The sequence below is a fragment of the Paenibacillus sabuli genome (genome assembly GCF_014705605.1).
Taxonomy (GTDB): domain Bacteria; phylum Bacillota; class Bacilli; order Paenibacillales; family Paenibacillaceae; genus Paenibacillus_D; species Paenibacillus_D sabuli.
Genome location: NZ_JACXIZ010000060.1, coordinates 18,027 through 37,178 on the forward strand (window position 1 = coordinate 18,027; position 19,152 = coordinate 37,178).

General features: G+C 59.1%; 13 protein-coding genes and 16 tRNA genes. 3 read left to right on the forward strand and 26 right to left on the reverse strand.

The genetic code is table 11. The features are described from left to right. Window positions 1-29 precede the first annotated feature (29 nt). The 8 genes from IDH44_RS24090 to IDH44_RS24125 all read right to left on the reverse strand — a co-directional run bounded on the left by IDH44_RS24090 (window position 30) and on the right by IDH44_RS24125 (window position 9,852). Complete coding sequence (locus IDH44_RS24090) at window positions 30-1,130, reverse strand: alanine racemase (RefSeq protein ID WP_190921383.1); 1,101 nt, start codon at window positions 1,128-1,130, stop codon at window positions 30-32. 286 nt (window positions 1,131-1,416) lie between these two features. Beyond that, the gene (locus tag IDH44_RS24095; protein ID WP_190921384.1) at window positions 1,417-2,400 is read right to left on the reverse strand and encodes a FecCD family ABC transporter permease; all 984 of its coding nucleotides are present in this window, start codon (window positions 2,398-2,400) and stop codon (window positions 1,417-1,419) included. Beyond that, window positions 2,397-3,413 carry a FecCD family ABC transporter permease gene (locus tag IDH44_RS24100; RefSeq protein WP_317890251.1) on the reverse strand — a complete coding sequence of 339 codons (1,017 nt, stop codon included), beginning with the start codon at window positions 3,411-3,413 and terminating at the stop codon, window positions 2,397-2,399. The genes IDH44_RS24095 and IDH44_RS24100 overlap by 4 nt, the downstream gene beginning before the upstream one ends. A gap of 37 nt (window positions 3,414-3,450) precedes the next feature. Continuing rightward, complete coding sequence (locus tag IDH44_RS24105) at window positions 3,451-4,473, reverse strand: ABC transporter substrate-binding protein (protein WP_190921385.1); 1,023 nt, start codon at window positions 4,471-4,473, stop codon at window positions 3,451-3,453. Between the two features lie 106 nt (window positions 4,474-4,579). Next, window positions 4,580-6,271 carry a helix-turn-helix domain-containing protein gene (locus IDH44_RS24110; RefSeq protein WP_190921386.1) on the reverse strand — a complete coding sequence of 564 codons (1,692 nt, stop codon included), beginning with the start codon at window positions 6,269-6,271 and terminating at the stop codon, window positions 4,580-4,582. 125 nt (window positions 6,272-6,396) lie between these two features. After that, window positions 6,397-6,963, reverse strand: a complete 567-nt coding sequence (locus tag IDH44_RS24115) for a nitroreductase family protein (RefSeq protein WP_190921387.1) — start codon at window positions 6,961-6,963, stop codon at window positions 6,397-6,399. Window positions 6,964-6,977: 14 nt separating this feature from the next. Further along, a complete protein-coding gene (locus tag IDH44_RS24120) occupies window positions 6,978-8,030 on the reverse strand; it encodes an ABC transporter substrate-binding protein (RefSeq protein ID WP_190921388.1) in 1,053 nt (350 codons plus the stop codon). Between the two features lie 106 nt (window positions 8,031-8,136). Further along, window positions 8,137-9,852, reverse strand: a complete 1,716-nt coding sequence (locus IDH44_RS24125; protein WP_190921389.1) for a helix-turn-helix domain-containing protein — start codon at window positions 9,850-9,852, stop codon at window positions 8,137-8,139. A 202-nt stretch (window positions 9,853-10,054) separates the two neighbouring features. On the opposite strand from IDH44_RS24125, the gene IDH44_RS24130 reads away from it, so the two are divergent. Then, window positions 10,055-11,047: an ABC transporter substrate-binding protein gene (locus IDH44_RS24130; protein WP_190921390.1), complete on the forward strand. Its 993-nt coding sequence runs from the start codon at window positions 10,055-10,057 to the stop codon at window positions 11,045-11,047. A 15-nt stretch (window positions 11,048-11,062) separates the two neighbouring features. Then, a complete protein-coding gene (locus IDH44_RS24135) occupies window positions 11,063-12,682 on the forward strand; it encodes a helix-turn-helix domain-containing protein (protein WP_190921391.1) in 1,620 nt (539 codons plus the stop codon). Window positions 12,683-12,826: 144 nt separating this feature from the next. On the opposite strand, the gene metE is transcribed toward IDH44_RS24135, so the two are convergent. Beyond that, window positions 12,827-15,124: a 5-methyltetrahydropteroyltriglutamate--homocysteine S-methyltransferase gene (gene metE / locus IDH44_RS24140; RefSeq protein ID WP_190921392.1), complete on the reverse strand. Its 2,298-nt coding sequence runs from the start codon at window positions 15,122-15,124 to the stop codon at window positions 12,827-12,829. A gap of 155 nt (window positions 15,125-15,279) precedes the next feature. Next, window positions 15,280-16,179, reverse strand: coding sequence for a LysR family transcriptional regulator (locus IDH44_RS24145; protein ID WP_190921393.1), 900 nt, complete (start codon window positions 16,177-16,179; stop codon window positions 15,280-15,282). A 211-nt stretch (window positions 16,180-16,390) separates the two neighbouring features. Here IDH44_RS24145 and IDH44_RS24150 point away from each other — a divergent pair, with 211 nt between their 5' ends. Beyond that, complete coding sequence (locus tag IDH44_RS24150) at window positions 16,391-16,609, forward strand: hypothetical protein (RefSeq protein WP_190921394.1); 219 nt, start codon at window positions 16,391-16,393, stop codon at window positions 16,607-16,609. 803 nt (window positions 16,610-17,412) lie between these two features. Here the strand turns inward: IDH44_RS24150 and IDH44_RS24155 are convergent. From IDH44_RS24155 to IDH44_RS24230, 16 genes are all read right to left on the reverse strand, one after another. Next, a tRNA-Leu gene (locus IDH44_RS24155) sits at window positions 17,413-17,496 on the reverse strand. A 29-nt stretch (window positions 17,497-17,525) separates the two neighbouring features. Continuing rightward, window positions 17,526-17,602, reverse strand: a tRNA-Arg gene (locus IDH44_RS24160). Window positions 17,603-17,616: 14 nt separating this feature from the next. Continuing rightward, window positions 17,617-17,690 (reverse strand) — tRNA-Cys (locus tag IDH44_RS24165). 7 nt (window positions 17,691-17,697) lie between these two features. Then, window positions 17,698-17,772: transfer RNA gene (locus IDH44_RS24170), tRNA-Gly, on the reverse strand. Window positions 17,773-17,776: 4 nt separating this feature from the next. Continuing rightward, window positions 17,777-17,851, reverse strand: a tRNA-Gln gene (locus tag IDH44_RS24175). A 30-nt stretch (window positions 17,852-17,881) separates the two neighbouring features. Next, window positions 17,882-17,957, reverse strand: a tRNA-His gene (locus IDH44_RS24180). Between the two features lie 24 nt (window positions 17,958-17,981). Further along, a tRNA-Trp gene (locus tag IDH44_RS24185) sits at window positions 17,982-18,055 on the reverse strand. Window positions 18,056-18,064: 9 nt separating this feature from the next. Further along, window positions 18,065-18,150, reverse strand: a tRNA-Tyr gene (locus tag IDH44_RS24190). Window positions 18,151-18,153: 3 nt separating this feature from the next. Further along, window positions 18,154-18,229: transfer RNA gene (locus IDH44_RS24195), tRNA-Thr, on the reverse strand. A gap of 22 nt (window positions 18,230-18,251) precedes the next feature. Next, window positions 18,252-18,327: transfer RNA gene (locus tag IDH44_RS24200), tRNA-Phe, on the reverse strand. Between the two features lie 7 nt (window positions 18,328-18,334). Beyond that, a tRNA-Asp gene (locus IDH44_RS24205) sits at window positions 18,335-18,411 on the reverse strand. Between the two features lie 34 nt (window positions 18,412-18,445). Continuing rightward, a tRNA-Met gene (locus IDH44_RS24210) sits at window positions 18,446-18,522 on the reverse strand. A gap of 24 nt (window positions 18,523-18,546) precedes the next feature. After that, window positions 18,547-18,622 (reverse strand) — tRNA-Val (locus IDH44_RS24215). An 84-nt stretch (window positions 18,623-18,706) separates the two neighbouring features. Beyond that, window positions 18,707-18,781: transfer RNA gene (locus IDH44_RS24220), tRNA-Glu, on the reverse strand. Between the two features lie 6 nt (window positions 18,782-18,787). Continuing rightward, window positions 18,788-18,880, reverse strand: a tRNA-Ser gene (locus IDH44_RS24225). Window positions 18,881-18,883: 3 nt separating this feature from the next. Beyond that, a tRNA-Asn gene (locus IDH44_RS24230) sits at window positions 18,884-18,959 on the reverse strand. Between the last annotated feature and the right edge of the window lie 193 nt (window positions 18,960-19,152).

Genomic DNA, 19,152 nt, shown 5'->3' on the forward strand with positions numbered 1-19,152 from the left:
CGTATTCGCGAGGCGCATCATACGCCTCGTCAGCGCACCCGGCCGCGGGCATCGACCTCGATGGTCGAGACGGGCCGACCGGCCTGCATCCCTGTCAAGCGATCATGCAAATTCACGACCGTGCAGCAATGATTAGGAATCAGGGCGACGATGTCGCCGATCTGCAAATACGCGCCAGGGGGCAACGTCACGATGCCGTGCTCTTCGCTGAGCGAGCTGATGACGGCATCCGGGATGGCCGGGATATAGCCGTAGCCCGCCCGGTGCTTGCACAGATCGCTGCTTAGCGTCTTGCTGCCGGCGTCGATGATCGCGGTGCCCGGCCGCGGCGTACTGACCACGGTCGCATAGACGCGCAGCGCGCACTCCTCCTCCTCGATCAGCCCGGCGAATAGCTGAGAGCAATCGCCGAATACGTAGGCGCCGGGGCGCATCTCCGTCACGCCGGGCGTCTCGCCCGCGAATTTGGAAGTCGGCGTGGAGCCGACGCTAATGCCCGGCGCCGGGGCGCCCTGACCCCGGATCAGCTCCGCCGTCTCCAGCAGCGCCAGCGCCTCCTCGCGGGCCACGCGTCTGGCGCCCTCGCGATCGGACTCGGCATAGGCGTGACCTGCATGTGTCATGAGCGCAGCTACCGAGACGCCCGGCAGCCCGGAAATCGCCTGCACCAGCTCAGCCGTCTCTGGGCCCGGTTCCATGCCGCATCGATTAAGTCCGGTATTGACATCGATATATAGCGGGATTCGGCGTCCCAGCCGTTCGCCCAGCTCGGAGAGAGCCGCCGCAACTTCATAGTTGTCCGTGCTGACCGCCACCCGGATACGACGAAGCAACCGCTCCAGACGCTTCAGCTTCGACTCGCCCACGATCGGATAGGCAATCACAATATCTGCAATGCCCGCCTCGGCCATGACCTCCGCCTCACCCAGCTTTGCAACCGTGATGCCAACCGCGCCCAGTTCCAATTGACGCCTGGAAATTTGCACACTTTTATGCGTTTTGGTATGCGGTCGCAGCCCAATGTTCGCCGCGCTTGCCAATGCGGCCGTTCGCTGCAGATTCGCTTCGAGCCGATCGAGGTCGACCGCCACGCACGGCGTGTCCAGCTCCCGTGTCACTTTCTCCGCCATTGTACGCCTCCCCACATGATTATAATAAAACTATGGTTTCATTTTCAGTATAGTCACGCATCGTTTATTTGTAAATGAAAAGTTGTGCTGCATCTCCTTTCGAGAAACGGTGTGAAACCATCCGACATGTTAACTTATCTTACTTTTAACCGAGATGAATGTATATCCGGTAATCGCAAGAACATTTAACCAGCCCCTCCCTCCCGCTACTGAATGGCGTGGACGAGAATGACAACAAAAAAGACGACATCCATCCCCGTATGCCAGGAATGGATGTCGTCTGTAATCAGCGCTTCGAAGCTCGCCACATCAAATAAATAAAGTACGGTGCGCCGATCGCGGAAATAATCAGCCCGGCCGGAAGCTCGAGCGGGGGCTTGATCATCCGTCCGAGAAAATCGGCGCCTACCACAAAAATCGCACCCAGCAGCGCGGCGACCGGAAGCTGGACATGGTGGCGCCGTCCAACGAGAGAAGCCGCCATATGCGGACAGATCAGGCCGACAAATCCAATCGTACCGGCCGCCGCAACCGACGAGCCCGCCAGGCCGATCACGCTGCAGAGCAGGAGAAACTGCAGCCGCGCAACCGCCATGCCCAGCCCCTTGGCAATCGGCTGGCCCAGTCCGAGCACATCAAGCCGCAGCGACAGGTACCACACGAGCGGCAGCAGCAGGGCGATCCAAGGCAATAGTGCGCCCCATTGTGCCCAGCTCCTCCCCCACAGACTCCCGGCCAACCAGACGAGCGCGGTCGCCAGATTGGCGTCGCCCTTGACCAGCAGCAGGTCGATGCCCGCCCCGCAGAATGCCCCGAGCGCTACGCCGACAAGAGTGAGCCTTACCGGATCGACCCCGCGCTTGTAGGCGATGCCGTAGATCGCCAGCGCAACGGCTGCTGCGCCGACGAATGCCGCCGGGGAGATCCAGGGCGCCAGCGCCGCCGGCAGAGCCAGGACGACGAGCACTGCGCCCATCCCCGCCCCCGCTGTAATGCCCAGCGTCCCCGGCGAAGCCAATCCGTTGCGCAGCAGCGTCTGCACAACTACGCCCGCAACCGCCAGTGCCGCGCCTACCAGGATGCCGATCAATACGCGCGGCAGCCGATAATCGAGCAAAATCACCCGGTAATCCGGATCGCCGCTGCCCAGGAGGGCCGCCAGAATGTCATCTGCACGGATGTATACCGCTCCCAGTCCCATGCTCAGCAGACCGCAGAGCGCCAGTGCAAGCGCGAGCGTGCCCAGCACAAGACTTGACCGACCGCTCATGACATCCGCCCCCCTTGGCGCCGAGCCAGATAGATGAAGTACGGGGTGCCGATCAAGGCGGTCACGATCCCGACCGGCGTCTCGCCGGGGTAGCTGATTGCGCGCGAGCACACATCCGCGCCGGTCAATAATAGCGCGCCGAGCAATCCGCTCAGCGGCAGTACAACGCGATAATGCACACCTGCCATATAGCGCACAATATGCGGCACCATCAGTCCAACGAACCCGATCGGACCTGCTACGGCAACGGAGGCCCCGGCCAACATGACCACCGCGCACACCGCCATCAGGCGCAGGCGCCTCACCTGCTGCCCGAGGCTGGCGGCGACCTCGTCGCCCAGGCTAAGCGCGGCCAGCGACCGGGACAGCCCCAGCGCCAAGGCGAGCCCGACCGCACACCAACAGGCCAGGATCGCGATTGCGGGCCATCTGACGCCGACGACCGAGCCTGCGAGCCAATACATCGCCTGCTCGGCCTTGCTCTCGTTCAGCAGCAATAGCGCCTGCGTACCGACCGCGAGGAACGTCTGCATCGTCACGCCGATCAGCGCCATCTTCACCTCAGGCTTGCCGAAGCGAATGATCTTGCTCAGCGCGAATACGAGCGTCACGCTCCCGATTGCGCCGATCAGAGCGCCGCACACGCGCCACAGGACAGGCACAGCCGGGAACAAGACGATCATCAGCACTACCGCAAATGCCGCACCGGCATTGACGCCGAACACGCTGGGCGAGGCGAGCGGATTGCGTGTGACGCCTTGCATCAGGGCGCCTGCGACGCCCAGACTCGCACCGATCAGCACGGTCGCGGCCAGACGCGGCAGGCGCACAGTCGACAGGATCAGACCCTCCCGACTCGAATGGTCAATGAACAGACCGGTGATGATCTCGGATAACGAATAATGTGTCGTGCCGTACCGCAGCGAGAGCAGCATCGCACCCGTCAGCAGCGCGGCCAGCGCAGCCGCCAGCCATCCGACCGACCAGCGACGCATGCCGCTTGAATCCTTCACCACTTATCCGCTCCTTTTCCACTGGCGCTCCATCCGCTTATTGAATGGACGGCGCCAGCTGCTGCAGTTCCTCCAGCACGACATCCGCGCCGGGAATGCTGCGGGCGAACGACCACTTGCTGTGCAGCACCGGATAGACTTGCTCCGTCTGTACGGCCTTCAATTGCGCGAACAGCGGATCGCCCTCCCATTGCTCCAACTGCTCCGGGTGCGTGACGAACATCACATCGGGATCAATCTCCAGCATCTGCTCAATGCTGGCCTTGATCGAGGTCTCGCCCTGATCGTCGATCAGCGCATAGTTCAGACCCGCGCCCTCCAGCATGCTCGGCTGGAAGAAGTTGTTCGTCCGGATATTGAACACCGCGTCGCCGAGCGCCACGATTGCATAGGACTTGTCGGCCGGCAGCAGCTTGACGGTCTCTTCCAGCAGTTGCTGGTGCGCCTGCAGCGCCGCCTCGGCCTCTTCGCGCTTGCCGAGCGCCTCGCCGATGATCAGATGATTATCCAATGCATCATCATACGTCGCCTTCGTGTCCGGCAGCAGGATCGTCGGCGCGATGTCCGACAATTGCTCGTACACTTCCGCGTGTCTGGCATAATCGCCGATGATCAGATCCGGCTTCAGCGTGCGAATGACCTCCAGATTCGGCTGTTGTCGCGTGCCGACCGGCGTATAATCGCCCATCTGCTCCAGGAAGCCCAGCTCCTCCAGCGTCGAGATTCGCTCATCGTCCGCGTAGCCGATCGGCTGCACGTCCAGCGCCAGCACCGAGCCGAGCAGGCCGTATTCCATGACGACGACACGCTCGGGCGTACCGCTGATCTGAGTCTCACCGGCCTGATGGGCGATGACGCGGGTTGTATGCTCATCGGTCGCGTCCTGTGCATCTGCCTCCTGCTCCTCCTGCTTGTCCGGCGAAGCTTCGGCGTCGCCCGCGGCTTGCGTGTTTGTCGTATCGACCTTGCTCCCTTCTGCCTTTTCCGAATTGCCGCATCCCGCCAAGACCCCCGCTATAAGAAGCAGCGTTGCCAATAATACGATCCAATTGTGTTTCATCGTGAAGTGTTCCTCCCTGAAAATGATAATCTTTATCAATTAAAAAGTTTATCATCACACTTCGCGGGCGTCCATGTCATTTTCTGTCGAAATTGCTTTGTATTATTTACACAAGCAAGCGCACCGCCTCCCGCAGTTGCCACTGCAACGATAAAGGCGCGTACACCATCCAGCGCTCCCAATCGGCAATCGCGAACCGACCGGTCGCGATAGCCGGATGCCCCCGCCACTGCGGCTGTGTCAAGCGCTGCCGGATCTCGCGCTGTGCTGCGCCGGCTGCGCCGACCAGCAGTATATAATCGGCCTCGATCTCCAGCAGCCGTTCCGCCGGATGCTCGATCCAGGTGAAGCCGCTGCCTTCGGCATGCTCGCGCAGCGGGGCCTCCAGTTGGCGCGGCGGTCGCAAGCCGAGCATACGGTAAAACACATGCCCGATATTGCGCATCCCGTACAGTCTCCAGCCGCGGGTATGCCGCACTACAATCGCCAGCGTCGCTCCCTGCACATGCGCTGGCAGCGCGTTTCGCGCCTGCTCGCCTTGCCGGCGAAAATGCGCAACCCACTCAGCTGCCCGCTCGCTCCTGCCAAGCAATCGGCCGAGTTGCCCGTGCAGCTCGTACACGTCCTGCTTGCTCCAAGGGAATGCCACGACCGGCGCCAGGTCTCCGATATGCGCGCGCGCATGCGCTTCGACGTTGTTCTTGCAGACAATCAGATCGGGTCGGCAGTCCAGGAATGCGGCGCGTCCCAGCTCCCATGGCTCCGACGCATGGTAGGGCAGCGGCAGCGGCGGCAGCTCGACCGGCAACTCCGCCGTGACTTGCGCGGCACGCGGTACGATTCCAAGCTGCAGCAGGTGCTCGGTGTAGGGAAAAGAGAGCGAGATGATCGAGAGCTCGTCCGTCGCCTCGAGCCGGTACTGCGAAGGGGAGTAACGATGCTGCTGCTTGAAGCGGCGACTGAAATAAAATTCGTCGCGAAATCCGCTGCGCTGGGCCACCTCTCGCAGATTGCGACACTTGCCTTGCAAGAGTAACTCCTTGGCCCTATTCATACGCAGGCTGGCGATGAACTCCGATGGCGTCTTGCCAAAATGCGCCTTAAAACGCTTCGCAAATACGGCCGGACGCAGCCCGGCTGATTCGGCAAGCTGCTCCGAACGCAGCTCTTCTCCGTAGTGCTCCGCAATCTGCGTGGCGACACGCTGCAGCGCAAGCTCCTCGGACTGCGCGGGAGATACTCCACGACGAGCCAACAGTAGCTCCAGCAGGCGCAGCAAGCGCTGCTTCGTATCGAAGCGAGCGGCAGCTTGTCGCCCATCCACGTCCAGACGATGCAGCCCTTCCATTATACTCAGGACAGCTCCGAAATGAACGTCGAGCCGTCCGCTGCACGGAAATTGTGTCGCCCTGCGGCAGATCAGTTCATCCTCCGTCTCGCCTGAGCACCCGGGCATCAGATACAACTCGAAGTCAAGCTGATACCAGCTCCCTTCCCCGCCGCTGCCTTGTTCCAGCTTGGCTCCTGGCAAGAGCAAATAGAGCGCCGGCGAGCTCAGCTCGACATGCGCTCCGTTCAGGACAAAGGAGCCGCTGCCCTGTTCAAGCAGCAGCAGCCTGAAATGCCGTAATGCTTCAATCCAGCCCCCGTCCGGGACAATCGCCGCCACGCGCGAAATTGCCACAAGCCGGGGCAGCCAGTCCGCTTCCGTCGCGACAGCCTGCCCGACTGACTGGACCTGACCCTGTAGCTCGCTGGTTACGTTGTTGTTCATCTCGTTGTTCATTTGATTATCCATCCCGCCGTTCCCCGCCTGTCGCAAGCGTTATGTCGATAGCACAAGCTTACAGGAAGGCGCGTCAACAGGCAAGTGGCCTTGGCGCACGTATTTCGCAACACACGTCGCATACGGCGCCGGCCGTGCTACCCGTCGACCAGCGTCAACAATTCGCCGACCGGCGTTCGCGGCTTAGCCCGGCGCACGGTCGCCGGATCGAAATAACCCATGTGCAAAGTGCCGACAACCTTCTGCCCAGGCTGCACGCCCACCCCTGCCCGGAACTGCGGGTCCCCATTGTACGAATTGGTTTTCCAGACGATGCCGATTCCGCGTTCCCAGGCCAGCAACTGCAAATTCTGAATGAGCGCGCTTGTCGCCGACAGCGCCTCCTCCCATTCCTTCCAGCGCGGCTCCTCCTCCATCAGCACGACCAGATGTGCCGGTACCTCTTGACAGTAAGCCTTGGCAACCTGCTCGCCGAGCTGCTTCCGCTTGTCCGCCGGGTAGGTGGCCAGCACGGCATCAGAGAAGCGTCGCCGACCGTCATCGAGGAACAGCAAAAATCGCCAAGGCTCCTTGCGGGAGTGAAACGGCGCCCAGACTGCCGCATCCAATAGTTCCTCAATGAGCGACAGCGGCACCGGCTCGCCGGTGAAGCGATTGACCGTACGTCGCTCGCGAATCGTCTTTTTAATTGCGTCCCAGCTCATATTCTCCGCCTCCTTTACTCCGGGGACAGAGCCGCCAGCACATCGTCCACTTTTTTGATGTACGCGACAGGTCCAAAGGTCATCCAATGATCCAGGCTAACGGCATGCACCTGGCCGTTCTGCACCGCCGGAAGACTCTTCCACAAGCCACCTGACATCACCTCTTCCGCCAACTCCTTACCGCCTTCATCATAGGTGATGAACAGATGATCGGCATCGATCTGCGGAATGACCTCTTGCGAGATGACGGCCATACTCGCTTCGCCCCAGGCCAGTTCTTTCACAATAGCCGGTGGGTTCAGCCCCAGATCGGTATACAACACATTGCCGACATAGCCGCCCGGACCGCCATAGAGCCGAATTTCCTTGTCGCTGCGCACACGCACCAGCGCAACCGTCTCATCGCCAAGCACCGTTGCCAGTTGCGCCTTGGCCGCTTCTACCTTGGCATCGTAGTCGGCGAGCACCCGCTCGGCCTCCGCTTCCTTGCCGAGCAGATCGCCGACCGTTCGCAGCGCATCCCGCCATTGATTGGGCGCCTCCTCGCCGAATACATAGGTCGGCGCGATCTTGGCGAAGCTCTCGTACTTGCCGTCCATTGCGTAATTCGGGAATGCGAGCAGGATGAGATCCGGCTGAGCCTCCAATGCCACTTCGAAATCAACCGCGCTCGAATCGAGCTTCGGCAGATCGCCAATCTCAGGCTGCAGATAGTTTAGAAAGAAAGAACCGATGACGGTCTGTGTGATCGGCTTGATCCCCAAGGCGACCAAATAATCCTCCATATAAAGCGCAATGACCCGCTGCGGCTCCTGCTCAAGCGTCGTTGTGCCAAAGTCATGCTCGAACGTGCGCGGCCAGTTGACCGCTTGCTCCCCTTCCTTCTGCTCCGCCGTCTCCTGTTCGGCACCCGATTCGTTGGCCCCGGCAGTCGCCTCTCCGTTCTGCGACGTCGTCTCGCTCCCCTTTTCTCGAGTGTCCGAACCGCAGGCGGCCACCAAGAGCGTCATCACCACGATCAAGCTCAGAACAAACCCTCGACGCGCGACCCATGATGTCATTTGCATACGTGCATCTCCTCATTTGATAAAGATTATCATTTTCATTAAGGATTCTAACACAAGCATGCCGAGGGCTTCCATACGGAAATGTCCGAATTCATTTATAGAATTGTCACAACAGCGCCTGCAGCACGTGCTCAATCTTGCATTCATGCGCAATCAAACCGAAGGTCATCCATACGTCGGTCGTCCCCCTGTATACGCGCTGCGCGCGCACGGCAGGCAGTCTATTCCATAGGTCGCTGCTCATCGTACGCTGCGCAAGCGCCTGCTGCGATGCATCGACAACAAGAAAGAGATGATCCGCATCCAGCTCTGCCAGCAACTCCGGAGCAATCGGCACAACCGGCTCTCGACCTGCCCGCTCCCACTCGTGCAGCAAGCGGGGCTTCGCCAAACCGAGGTCGTCATAGAGTACAGGCGATATATAATTGTCGTGCCCGCTATACAAGCATAGCCCGTCCCTAAAATGAAAACGTACCAGCGCCACTGTCTCCATGCCGACCTTACGGGCAAGCGCGGCACGAGCCTGCTTGACCTTACGCTCGTAGTGGTCGATCGCCCGCTGCGCCTGTGTCTCTCGGCCGATCAGTTCGCCCAGATTATACAACGTAGAACGCCAGTCGCCATCGGCGCGTTGGAACACGACAGTTGGTGCGATAGCCGCAAAACGTTCATACTGTCCGCCACTTGCGAAGGAGGGAAAGCCGAGCACGATCATATCCGGACTGGCGCTCCGTAGCAATTGATAATCGATTTGTCTCACATCGAGCTTAACCACATCTGTCAGATAAGGCGCCAGATACGTCTGTTCATAACCGCCCAGGGCATACTGAACCACCGGCTTGATGCCGAGCACAGTCAAATAATCTTCCAAAAACAGGCCGGCGATACGCAGCGGCTTCGGCTGCGCCGTGCAAGTCTCGCCATGCGGGCGCAGTCCGCGGCGCAAAATACTCGTCAGCGCAGCCGAACTCGCCAGCTGACGACTCCGGCTGCGCTGCGCATAGGCCGAGGGCGAGAGCCCGGTCACCTGCTTGAAACGACTGCTGAAATAAAACTCGCTGTTATACCCAACCGACTGCGCAATCAGACGAAGCGGGCGGTCCGTCTCGATCAGCAGCCGCTTGGCATGCGCGATGCGAATATCGGCGAGCCTGTCCATTGGGCTCTTGCCTGTTCGCTTGCGAAAGAGCGAAGAGTAGTAGCCGGGGCTCATCCCGGCGATTGCAGCCAATTGCTCCCGTGTCATCGGCCGACCATAGTCCTGCTCCATCGCTGCGATTGTCCGCTCGATCGCGCTTGCCGCTACCTCGCGAGCATCCGCATCCTCCGCTCCTTGCCGCTGCACGCTGGGCCAGATCTGTTCCAGCAGCTCGAGGAAGAGTCTTTGCTGCCGCAGTTGCAGGCATGCTTCCGATTCCTGCTCCAGCAGGAGTAGCGCATCCACCAGTTCATCTACTGCCGATGACGCCTCACAGCGAAAGATCACGCCGCCGCTTGCAAGCAGCTCGCATCCGGCAGCTCGGCCAGGCCTAACAGCCTCCACCGGCCAAATGACGCGGAACGCCGCTTCGAAGCCATGCAGACCGTCGCCGCGCCGGGTTCGCAACCGATAATCCGTCCCGGGTGCAAGCAGGATGCCGTCTCCCGCTTGCACGGTATGCCGGGCGCCATCTATATCGGCCGAACCGCTTCCTTCCCGTACGTAGAATAACGTATAATGCGCATCACGCCGCATGCTCTCCGCTACTGGGCCTATATTCCGAAGCTCCAGCAGCAAATACGTATGGCGCGCGCCAGCTTCCGCTCGCCTCCCTGCTTTCATGACAGCTTCCACTCCTCCGATTGCGAATCTACCTTTACGATAGCATGCCGCAGCGCAAACGGCCATATCTCTCGTCTAATCCGTCCGTTTCGGACTCCTATTCGAAGAAACGCAATAAAATGGTCCGAATCATCCGTTGTTGCCAAGTCAAATAGAAACTACTATGATAGTGATAATCATTCTTATTCAATGGAGGAAACCTATGATTCACGCTTTATATCACAGGCTTCGGCTTACCTTTGTGCTGCTGGCCCTGCTGTTGATTGCCGCCGGGTGCAGTCATGTCGACTCCGACGGACTCTCCCGCTCTACGATTGATACAGCGCCGGTCGAACCCGCAACCCGGGCAGGCAACAACGACGAGCCGGTGTCCCAATTGCGAATATTTACCGATTCCACGGGCAGGGAAGTCGAGGTGCCCGTAGATCCGCAACGCATTATCGCACTGGAATATACCGGTTACCTGCACGTGCTCGGCGTCAAGCCGATCGCCACAGCGCCGCGCTTTTTTAAGTCGCCGTTCCTGGAGTTGATGGACGGAGTCGAGAATATCGGCTATCCGGCCGATCTGGAAAAAATGCTGGCACTCGAGCCCGAACTGATCATCGCGGCGGACTATCTCACACCCGAGCAAGTGGAATCTTATTCCAAAATTGCCCCGGTCGTACTGCTGAAATGGGTGGAAACCGACAATCTGAATCGTCTCGAAGCTGTGGCCGAACTATTGGATCGGCACAAGCAGGCGGACGCCTGGCTCGCCTCTTACCAACAACTCGTGCAGGACACACGAGATTCCTTGGCCGACACGATCGCTCCCGGCGAAACGGCTTCGATATTCTACGCATGGGGCACATCCGTCAACCTCCTGGCACCACAGGTCATCTCCACTTTGTATGCCGATATCGGCTTTGAACCGTCCGAAAAAATGAAGGCGCGCATGGAGGCGAATCCCGAGTTCGCAGCGGAGACGATCTCCCGGGAAATCATCGGTGAATACGCCGCAGATCGCATGTTCATCATCGCCGAGGGCGCGCTCGGTGAAGAACTGATCGAGGAATTGAAGCACAGCGTGCTGCAGACGTTGCCTGCCTTTAAAGAAGACCGTGTCTATGCGCTCGATCCGAACTGGTACAGCTTCGAGCCGGTCCTGATGGAATGGCAGCTGCGCGATATCGTCAAGGTATTGAAGCCGTAACGGAGGGGAAGAAGGATGCAAGACGAACATCGACGCGACGAGCCTGCTGATTACCCGATCTACCGACTAAGGCGCACATCGCATAGGGTCATGCTCGGCAAGCGCTCAGACGTCATCGGGCCGATCACGTGTTATCGCTTGGTGGTATGGGAGGCCGGATGCGGACAATTGCAGTGGAATGCGCGAACATACCGCATCGGCGGCTGCGGCGGAAGCGGCGTCTTCCTCATTCCGCCGTCCGCCCTGCTCAAGCTCGAGGTTAAGGAGGGACAGGTGCTGCGCGTGGGCATCATTGGCTTCGATGCGCTCGGCATGGCCGAATCCGAATCGCTAGCCGCCCAATGCGAGGGCTGCAATGAGTCTCCGCCCGTAATCGAACCAATCTCGGAGCTGCTGGCGCTTCATCGCGATACGAACAGCACCTGTCCGGTATTGCGATTGGAGCGGCATGTCCGGTTCGAACAGCTGTTGCTTGCCATATTGCGGCACAACACTCCTTCGCCGCATCGGCCGCGCACCATTCGCAAGCTGGTCGAACAGACGCTCGATACGATCCATGGTTCCGATCGGCGCGAACACCTCTCGGTACAAGCACTCGCAGACGCCTGCAGCATCAGCGCGCGACACTACACGCGGATCTTCACCGCACTGGCTGGCGAGTCGCCGCTTGCTTACTGGACCGGTCTTCGGATCAGGCGCTCGATCCGGGAACTTGTGCGCTCTGGCGGACAATTGGCCGGGGCAGCGCAGCAGGCCGGATATGGGGATACAGATTCCTATAGCCGGCGCTTCAAGGACAGGCTCGGCATTTCGCCCGCGCGCTATTGGAAGCGCTGGAGCAGGTCGCCCCGTATTGTAGCGCTTCAATGCGCCGGCGACCTGCTGGCGCTTGGCATCGAGCCGGTCGCCATGATGACCAACGGCTTGTCGAGACTGGCGCGATACTGCACCACACACAACATTCCCATGCTGGACCGTCTCGCTCCTGCTGCATTGTTCGAACGAATTGCGACGCGATATCCGGATCTGATCGTTGCGGGCGATTATCTGAATCCTCGGTTGCGCGAGCTGCTCTCGACTATTGCGCCCACTCTTGATATGAAGTGGAGCGGCGCCAGTCCGCTGTACCATCTGGATCTGCTTGCGCAGCTTCTTGGCAGAGAGCTGCAGCTCGAGCAGTGGCGGCTTCGCTATGCCGCCAAACGGGAGCAAGCCGTCCAAAAACACACCGCACTTCTGCTCGAAGCACACGCACAATCCGCCGCCGTCTATTACCTGTGGATGGACCAGATCCGTGTCTATTTCCCTGCTCTATTTCCAACTTTTTATAAGGTCCTGGGTTATGCCGAGCCGACCTGGGTCCACCAATGGAAGCCGTCCGGGCACGCAACGGCCTCGACTACGGTCGATTCCGACAGCTTCCCCGCATTCACAGCCGACCGCATCTTCGCCATTATTCAGGACGACTGCGCGCGGGCGACCTTCCGTCGCTTGCAACGGCGCTACCAGCACATCATCCCGGCGCTGTCGCAGGGGAGGTGCCGCGTGCTTGATCCGGACTGGCACAGTGTCGACGCGACTTCACTCGCCTGGCAGCTGGATGTGCTGGATGCTTGGCCGTCGGAAGAGCGCTAACGCTCTGCGATCAGCCCCAACAAGGGGCAGCGCCTCGCTTTTTCAGCGTGGCGCTGCCCCTCTGCGAAGCCAGGCTGCACGGTTGAAGAACGCCTTTGCCCGCGCTGTCATGCTTCATTGCTTCATTGCAGCGTGCTCCATAGCTTACCGGCTCGGCGTCTTCGCCGCATACCGCTCGCGCAGTTGCCGCGTCGCCGTCACCATGTTGCGCAGCGCCTCGACCGTCTCCTCGCGCTTGCGCGTCTTGAGCCCGCAATCGGGATTGATCCAGAATTGTTCGGGCGCCAGCACGCGCAATGCACGCTCGATCATCCCCGTCATCTCGCTGACCGCCGGCACCCGCGGGCTGTGGATGTCATAGACGCCGAGTCCGATGCCCTTGTCATATGTCCCGTCCTCGAAGCTGCTGATCAGCTCGCCGTGGCTGCGCGATGTCTCGATCGAGATCACATCGGCATCCAGTGCGCTGATGGCGTCAATGATGTCCTGGAACTCGCTGTAGCACATATGCGTATGGATCTGCGTTTCGTTGCGCACCGTGCAGGTGGACAGGCGGAAGGCCTTGACCGCCCACTCCAGGTAGGCCGCCCACTTGTCCCGCTTGAGCGGCAGCCCTTCACGCAGCGCGGGCTCGTCGACCTGGATCATGCCGATGCCGGCGGCCTCCAGCGCCTCCACCTCCTGCCGCAGCGCCAGCGCGATCTGATAGGCGACTTGCTCGCGCGTCAGATCGTCCCGGACGAACGACCAGTTCAGGATCGTCACCGGCCCCGTCAGCATGCCTTTGACCGGCGCGTCCGTGAGCGACTGCGCATAGACCGTCTCCGCTACCGTCATCGGCGCGAGGAACTCGACGTCGCCGTAGATGATCGGCGGCTTGACGCAGCGCGAGCCGTACGACTGCACCCAGCCGCCCGCCGTGAATGCGAATCCGCCCAGCTTCTCTCCGAAAAACTCAACCATGTCGGTGCGTTCGAACTCGCCATGCACGTACACGTCCAGCCCCAGCTCGGCCTGGATGTCGATCCATTCGCGAATCTGCTCTTGTACGAACGCTTCGTACCGCGCGTCGTCCCACTCGCCCTTGCGCCACTTCAGACGGGCGCTGCGCACCTCCGGCGTCTGCGGGAAGCTGCCGATCGTCGTCGTCGGCAGCAGCGGCAGCTGCCAGCGCGCCTCCTGCGCCGCCCGCCGCGTCTGCACATCCCCGGCCCGGGAGGCCGGCTGCGCGACCAGCTCGGCGGTCATGCGCTGCACCGGCTCGCGGCGACGGGACGGCGATTGCTGCAGCGCCTCCCTGGCCCGCTCTGCCGCCGCCAGCTCGCCCGCGACCGCCGCCGCGCCCTCGCGGCCGATCCGTGCCAGCAGCGCGAGCTCCTCCAGCTTCTCTTCGGCAAAGGCCAGCGCCTCGCGCAGCGTAGCGTCCAGCCGCTGCTCGCCGGCCGCGCGCACCGGCACGTGCAGCAGGCTATTGGACGGCTGCACGAGGATGCGCTCCGGCGCGACCTGCTCGCCGAGCTCCGTCAGCAGCGCCGATTGTCGCGCCAGATCGGCGCGCCAGATGCCGCGACCGTCGATGACGCCTGCGCCGAGCACCTTGTCCGCCGGGAAGCCGTGCTTGCGCAGCGCAGCGCGATTCGCGCCGCCATCATGCACGAAGTCCAGGCCGATGCCGTGCACCGGCAGACCGACAACCGCCTCGTACGCGTCCACCGCTTCGAAGTAAGTCTGCACGAGCAGTTGAATGCCGGGCGCCTCCAGGGTCAGATACGCATAGATGCGATGGACCTGCGCCAGCTCCTCCTCGGACAGCGTCGTCGTCAGGATCGGCTCGTCCAGTTGCACCCACCTCACGCCCTCCGCCTGCAGTTCGCGCAGCACCTGGGCGTACAGCGGCAGTAGCCGATCGATCCAGCCTGTCAGTTGATCGGGCGCATAGCCCTTGGCCAGCTTCAGATACGTGAACAGCCCGACCAGGACCGGCCGCCCCTCGATGCCCAGCTCATCCTTCGCCTCGCGGTAGGCCTCGAGCGGACGATTGCGCGTCAGCCGCGGCTCCGCGGCCTCATTCAGCTCCGGCACGATGTAGTGGTAGTTCGTATTGAACCACTTCGTCATCTCGCTGGCAGCCGCCTCCTTGCTGCCCCGGGCCACTGCATAGTACACGTCCAGTCCCGGTTCGCCGCCCGTATGGCCGAATCTGTCCGGGATGAGGCCGAGCATCGCCGTCGTATCCAGCACGTGATCATAGTACGTGAAGTCTCCGACCGGGATGACGTCGATCCCTTTCTCCCGTTGGCGCTGCAGATTGCCGAGCCGGATCGCCTTCAGCTCCGCATGCAGCGCCGCCTCATCCAGTTTGCCGGCCCAATACGCCTCCAGTGCCTTCTTCCATTCCCGATTCCCGCCGATGCGGGGATAGCCCAGATTGCCGCTTTTCATGTGTGCACGCTCCTTCTCTTCCCTTGTGGTTCGCTAAGTAGAAGATAGCACAGCACGCCGCGGTGGACGTAACACCCATTTGCTATGGCCCATTATCAGGAATCGATATAACAAGAACCTTACCCATATAACGCCAGCCTCCGGGCTCAGCGTGACTAGCCCAGACTCTCGTGCAACGCTTCGATGTACGCCGCCGCGAGCGGTGTCAGTGCACTGTTGCGGTGGGCGATCCAGCCGACCTCGATCGTCTCGTCGCTCGCCAGCGGGACGGGAATGATTTCGTTGCCGTTCAGATCGGCGCTCAGCACGCCGGTGGAGATCGTATAGCCGTTCAGCCCGATTAGCAGATTGAACAGGGTCGCCCGGTCGTTGACACAGATGCTTTTGCTATGGGACAGCGTGCTCAGGATCTCTTCGGAAAAATGAAACGAATTGTATTCCCCTTGTTCGAAATACAGGTACGGAAACGCCTGCAGTTGCTCCAGCGTCACCTCGTCATACTGCGCCAGCGGATTTTTCGCGCTGATAAAAATATGCGCCTGTGCCGTGTACAGGCTCGTAAACTTGAGCTTGGCCTGATCCAGCAGCCGATTAATGACCTTCGCGTTGAATGCATTCAGATACAAGATGCCGATCTCGCTGCGCCGCGACTGTACGTCCTGAATGATCTCGTACGTCTTGGTCTCGCGGAGGGCAAATTCATACTCGTCCTGTCCGTACTGGCGCACCAATGCCACAAACGCATTGACGGCAAAGGCATAGTGCTGGGTGGAAACCGAAAAATGCTGCGGCGACGGCTTGGCATGCAAATATCGATTCTCTAGCAGTTCGACCTGCTCCATCACCTGGCGGGCATAGCCCAGGAATTCCGCTCCTTCCTTCGAGAGCGAAATCCCCTTGTTCGTACGCTCAAAAATGACCAGGCCCACTTCCGCCTCCAGCTCCTTGATCGCATTGGACAAGCTCGGTTGAGAAATATAGAGGCGCTTGGCCGCCTCGTTCATGGAGCCGCGCGCCGCCACCTCAATGACATATTCAAGCTGCTGCAGTTTCATCGCCTTGCCCTCCCCTTCTCTCCCTCCAGTGTACCAACCAATCGCTAGCCCGTACACCCCGGGGAAGCCGCAAACCAAGCGGCATAGAAACGATAGGGCGCGCAACCTGAGCCCGCTGAGCGAATCGAGTTGTTTGCCATTGTTCAATAACAATTCGCTTGATATAATGAACTGTAAATTCGAGACGCAGATCAAACAAGGAGGCTATAAAATGGACTTGAAAAGTAAAATCGAAGAGATTATCGAAAAAGTGAAAAGCGACAAAAACTTTGCTTCAAAATTCACCGCCGACCCCGTGTCTGCCGTGGAATCCGTCATTGGGATTGATCTGCCTAATGATCAGATCAATGCAATCATCGACGGGGTAAAAGCCAAGCTAACTGTAGATAAAGCCGGCGACGTGTTGGGCTCCCTGAAAAAATTATTTTAAAACATGACCCAAAGAGGCGCCTGGCAATTCAGGTCATCCGGCCTTGAATTGCCAGGCGTGAAAATGTCAGTTCTACTCCCCGCGCTTCCAGGTCGATTCTATTTAGCCCCCAAATGAACTTGAACAACACACCCCTTATTCCGATACATTGAAATCAGTCGGAGGGGAACGCAAATGAAGAGAAAACGGTACGATCTGAATTTCAAAAATGGTCGTAGCCAAGGGCAAAGAGGTCGGGAACATGACGGCCGTAGCAAGACAGCATGAGCTAGATGTACGCCGAGCAGGCGCTGGAGCGAGAATCGCTAAAGACGGCAAGCGGATTAGCGATGAACAAGTGAGCGAGTGGATCACAAGAAGAAAGGTTATCGGCTGTGCAAAGCTATGAACGTCCTGCGTCCTCAGCGACAGCTGAAAGCCAAGCATCCGAAACGGTTGGCCAATAATCGGCTTCTCACGGGCTCCAATCAGCTCTGGGAAACGGATATTAAGTATGGTACGCCCATCGAATATGCCCCAATTATGGTATTAAGTTTCTTTAGTATGTCAGGAATTCAAGTCACGTTTTTTTACAGACATGCCCTTCTTCTGCTGTGAGAAAAAGTCAGCCGAAGCGGCGAATTCCCGATAAATCGTGGACAACTTATACCCTACTGGACATGGAAGTAAATGTGCAGAAAAACCATGAATATGGTCGATTGTTCGAAGATCCGTCGTGAGCGAAAGGGCCTCGTCCGCTCATAAATCAGCAAATAAAAAAGGTTCATCAGTTGTAAAAACCTGATAAACCTTTGGTTTATAAGTGGTACCGGTGAGAGGACTCGAACCTCCACGGGTCTCCCCATTCGATTTTGAGTCGAACGCGTCTGCCATTCCGCCACACCGGCAAAGAAAGAAGTGCTGCAAACAAAAAAAATGGCGTGCCCTAAGAGATTCGAACTCCTGACCTTTTGATTCGTAGTCAAACGCTCTATCCAGCTGAGCTAAGGGCACACAGTGTAAAATTGTGGAGGCGCCACCCAGACTCGAACTGGGGGTAGAGCTTTTGCAGAGCTCTGCCTTACCACTTGGCTATGGCGCCAAAATCATGGAGCGGAAGACGGGAATCGAACCCGCGACCCTCGCCTTGGCAAGGCGATGCTCTACCGCTGAGCCACTTCCGCAAAATGGCTGGGGATATAGGATTCGAACCTATGCATGACGGAGTCAAAGTCCGTTGCCTTACCGCTTGGCTAATCCCCAATACTGCACCAATCTTCATTTTAAAAGTTATGGGGCGATCGATGGGACTTGAACCCACGAATGCCGGAGCCACAATCCGGTGCGTTAACCCCTTCGCCACGACCGCCATAATAAAAGCTATGAAGTTGTTTGGCAGGGGCAGCAGGAATTGAACCCACACTAACGGTTTTGGAGACCGCTGTTCTACCTTTAAACTATGCCCCTAAGGTAAACTGGTGGAGGATGATGGATTCGAACCACCGAACTCGTAAGAGAACAGATTTACAGTCTGCTGCGTTTGGCCACTTCGCTAATCCTCCATGTGGTGCCGTCGAGAGGAATTGAACCCCCAACCTACTGATTACAAGTCAGTTGCTCTACCAATTGAGCTACAACGGCGTATGCAATTCCGCTCACAAAATGGTGGCTCGGGACGGAATCGAACCGCCGACACGAGGATTTTCAGTCCTCTGCTCTACCGACTGAGCTACCGAGCCTTGCATATGGCGGAGCTGACGGGATTCGAACCCGCGGTCTCCTGCGTGACAGGCAGGCATGTTAGGCCTCTACACCACAGCTCCATGCATAGGGTATCGGATCACTCCGATGGAAAATTGGTTGCGGGGGCAGGATTTGAACCTGCGACCTTCGGGTTATGAGCCCGACGAGCTACCGGACTGCTCCACCCCGCGTCGATGTGTGCAATGTGCACGATATGGTGGACGCTGACGGGATCGAACCGCCGACCCTCTGCTTGTAAGGCAGATGCTCTCCCAGCTGAGCTAAGCGTCCAAGTTTTATTGAGCAACGAGTAATATTATACCCTGTTACGACCCAATAAATCAAGTGTTTTTTACCATGTTTCGTTAAAAAAAGTGGTGACCCGTAGGGGATTCGAACCCCTGTTACCTCCGTGAAAGGGAGGTGTCTTAACCCCTTGACCAACGGGCCTTGATATGGCGGAGAGAGAGGGATTCGAACCCTCGAGACGCTTTTGGCGCCTACACGATTTCCAATCGTGCTCCTTCGACCTGACTCGGACACCTCTCCAAATGGCTCCCCGAACAGGACTCGAACCTGTGACAACTCGGTTAACAGCCGAGTGCTCTACCAACTGAGCTATCAGGGAACGATGTAGCGCAGCTTGTGTTCGTTTCTTGCGAAACGAAGCTTGGTGCGCTTATACTGCCAAGCGCAGCTTGTGTTCGTTTCTTGCGAAACGAAGCTTACACGCCTGAAAACCGGATGCGAAATGAAGCAAGTTGCTTTAGCGAAGTGTTGCATTAGGATAAGCCCTCGACCGATTAGTATTCGTCAGCTGC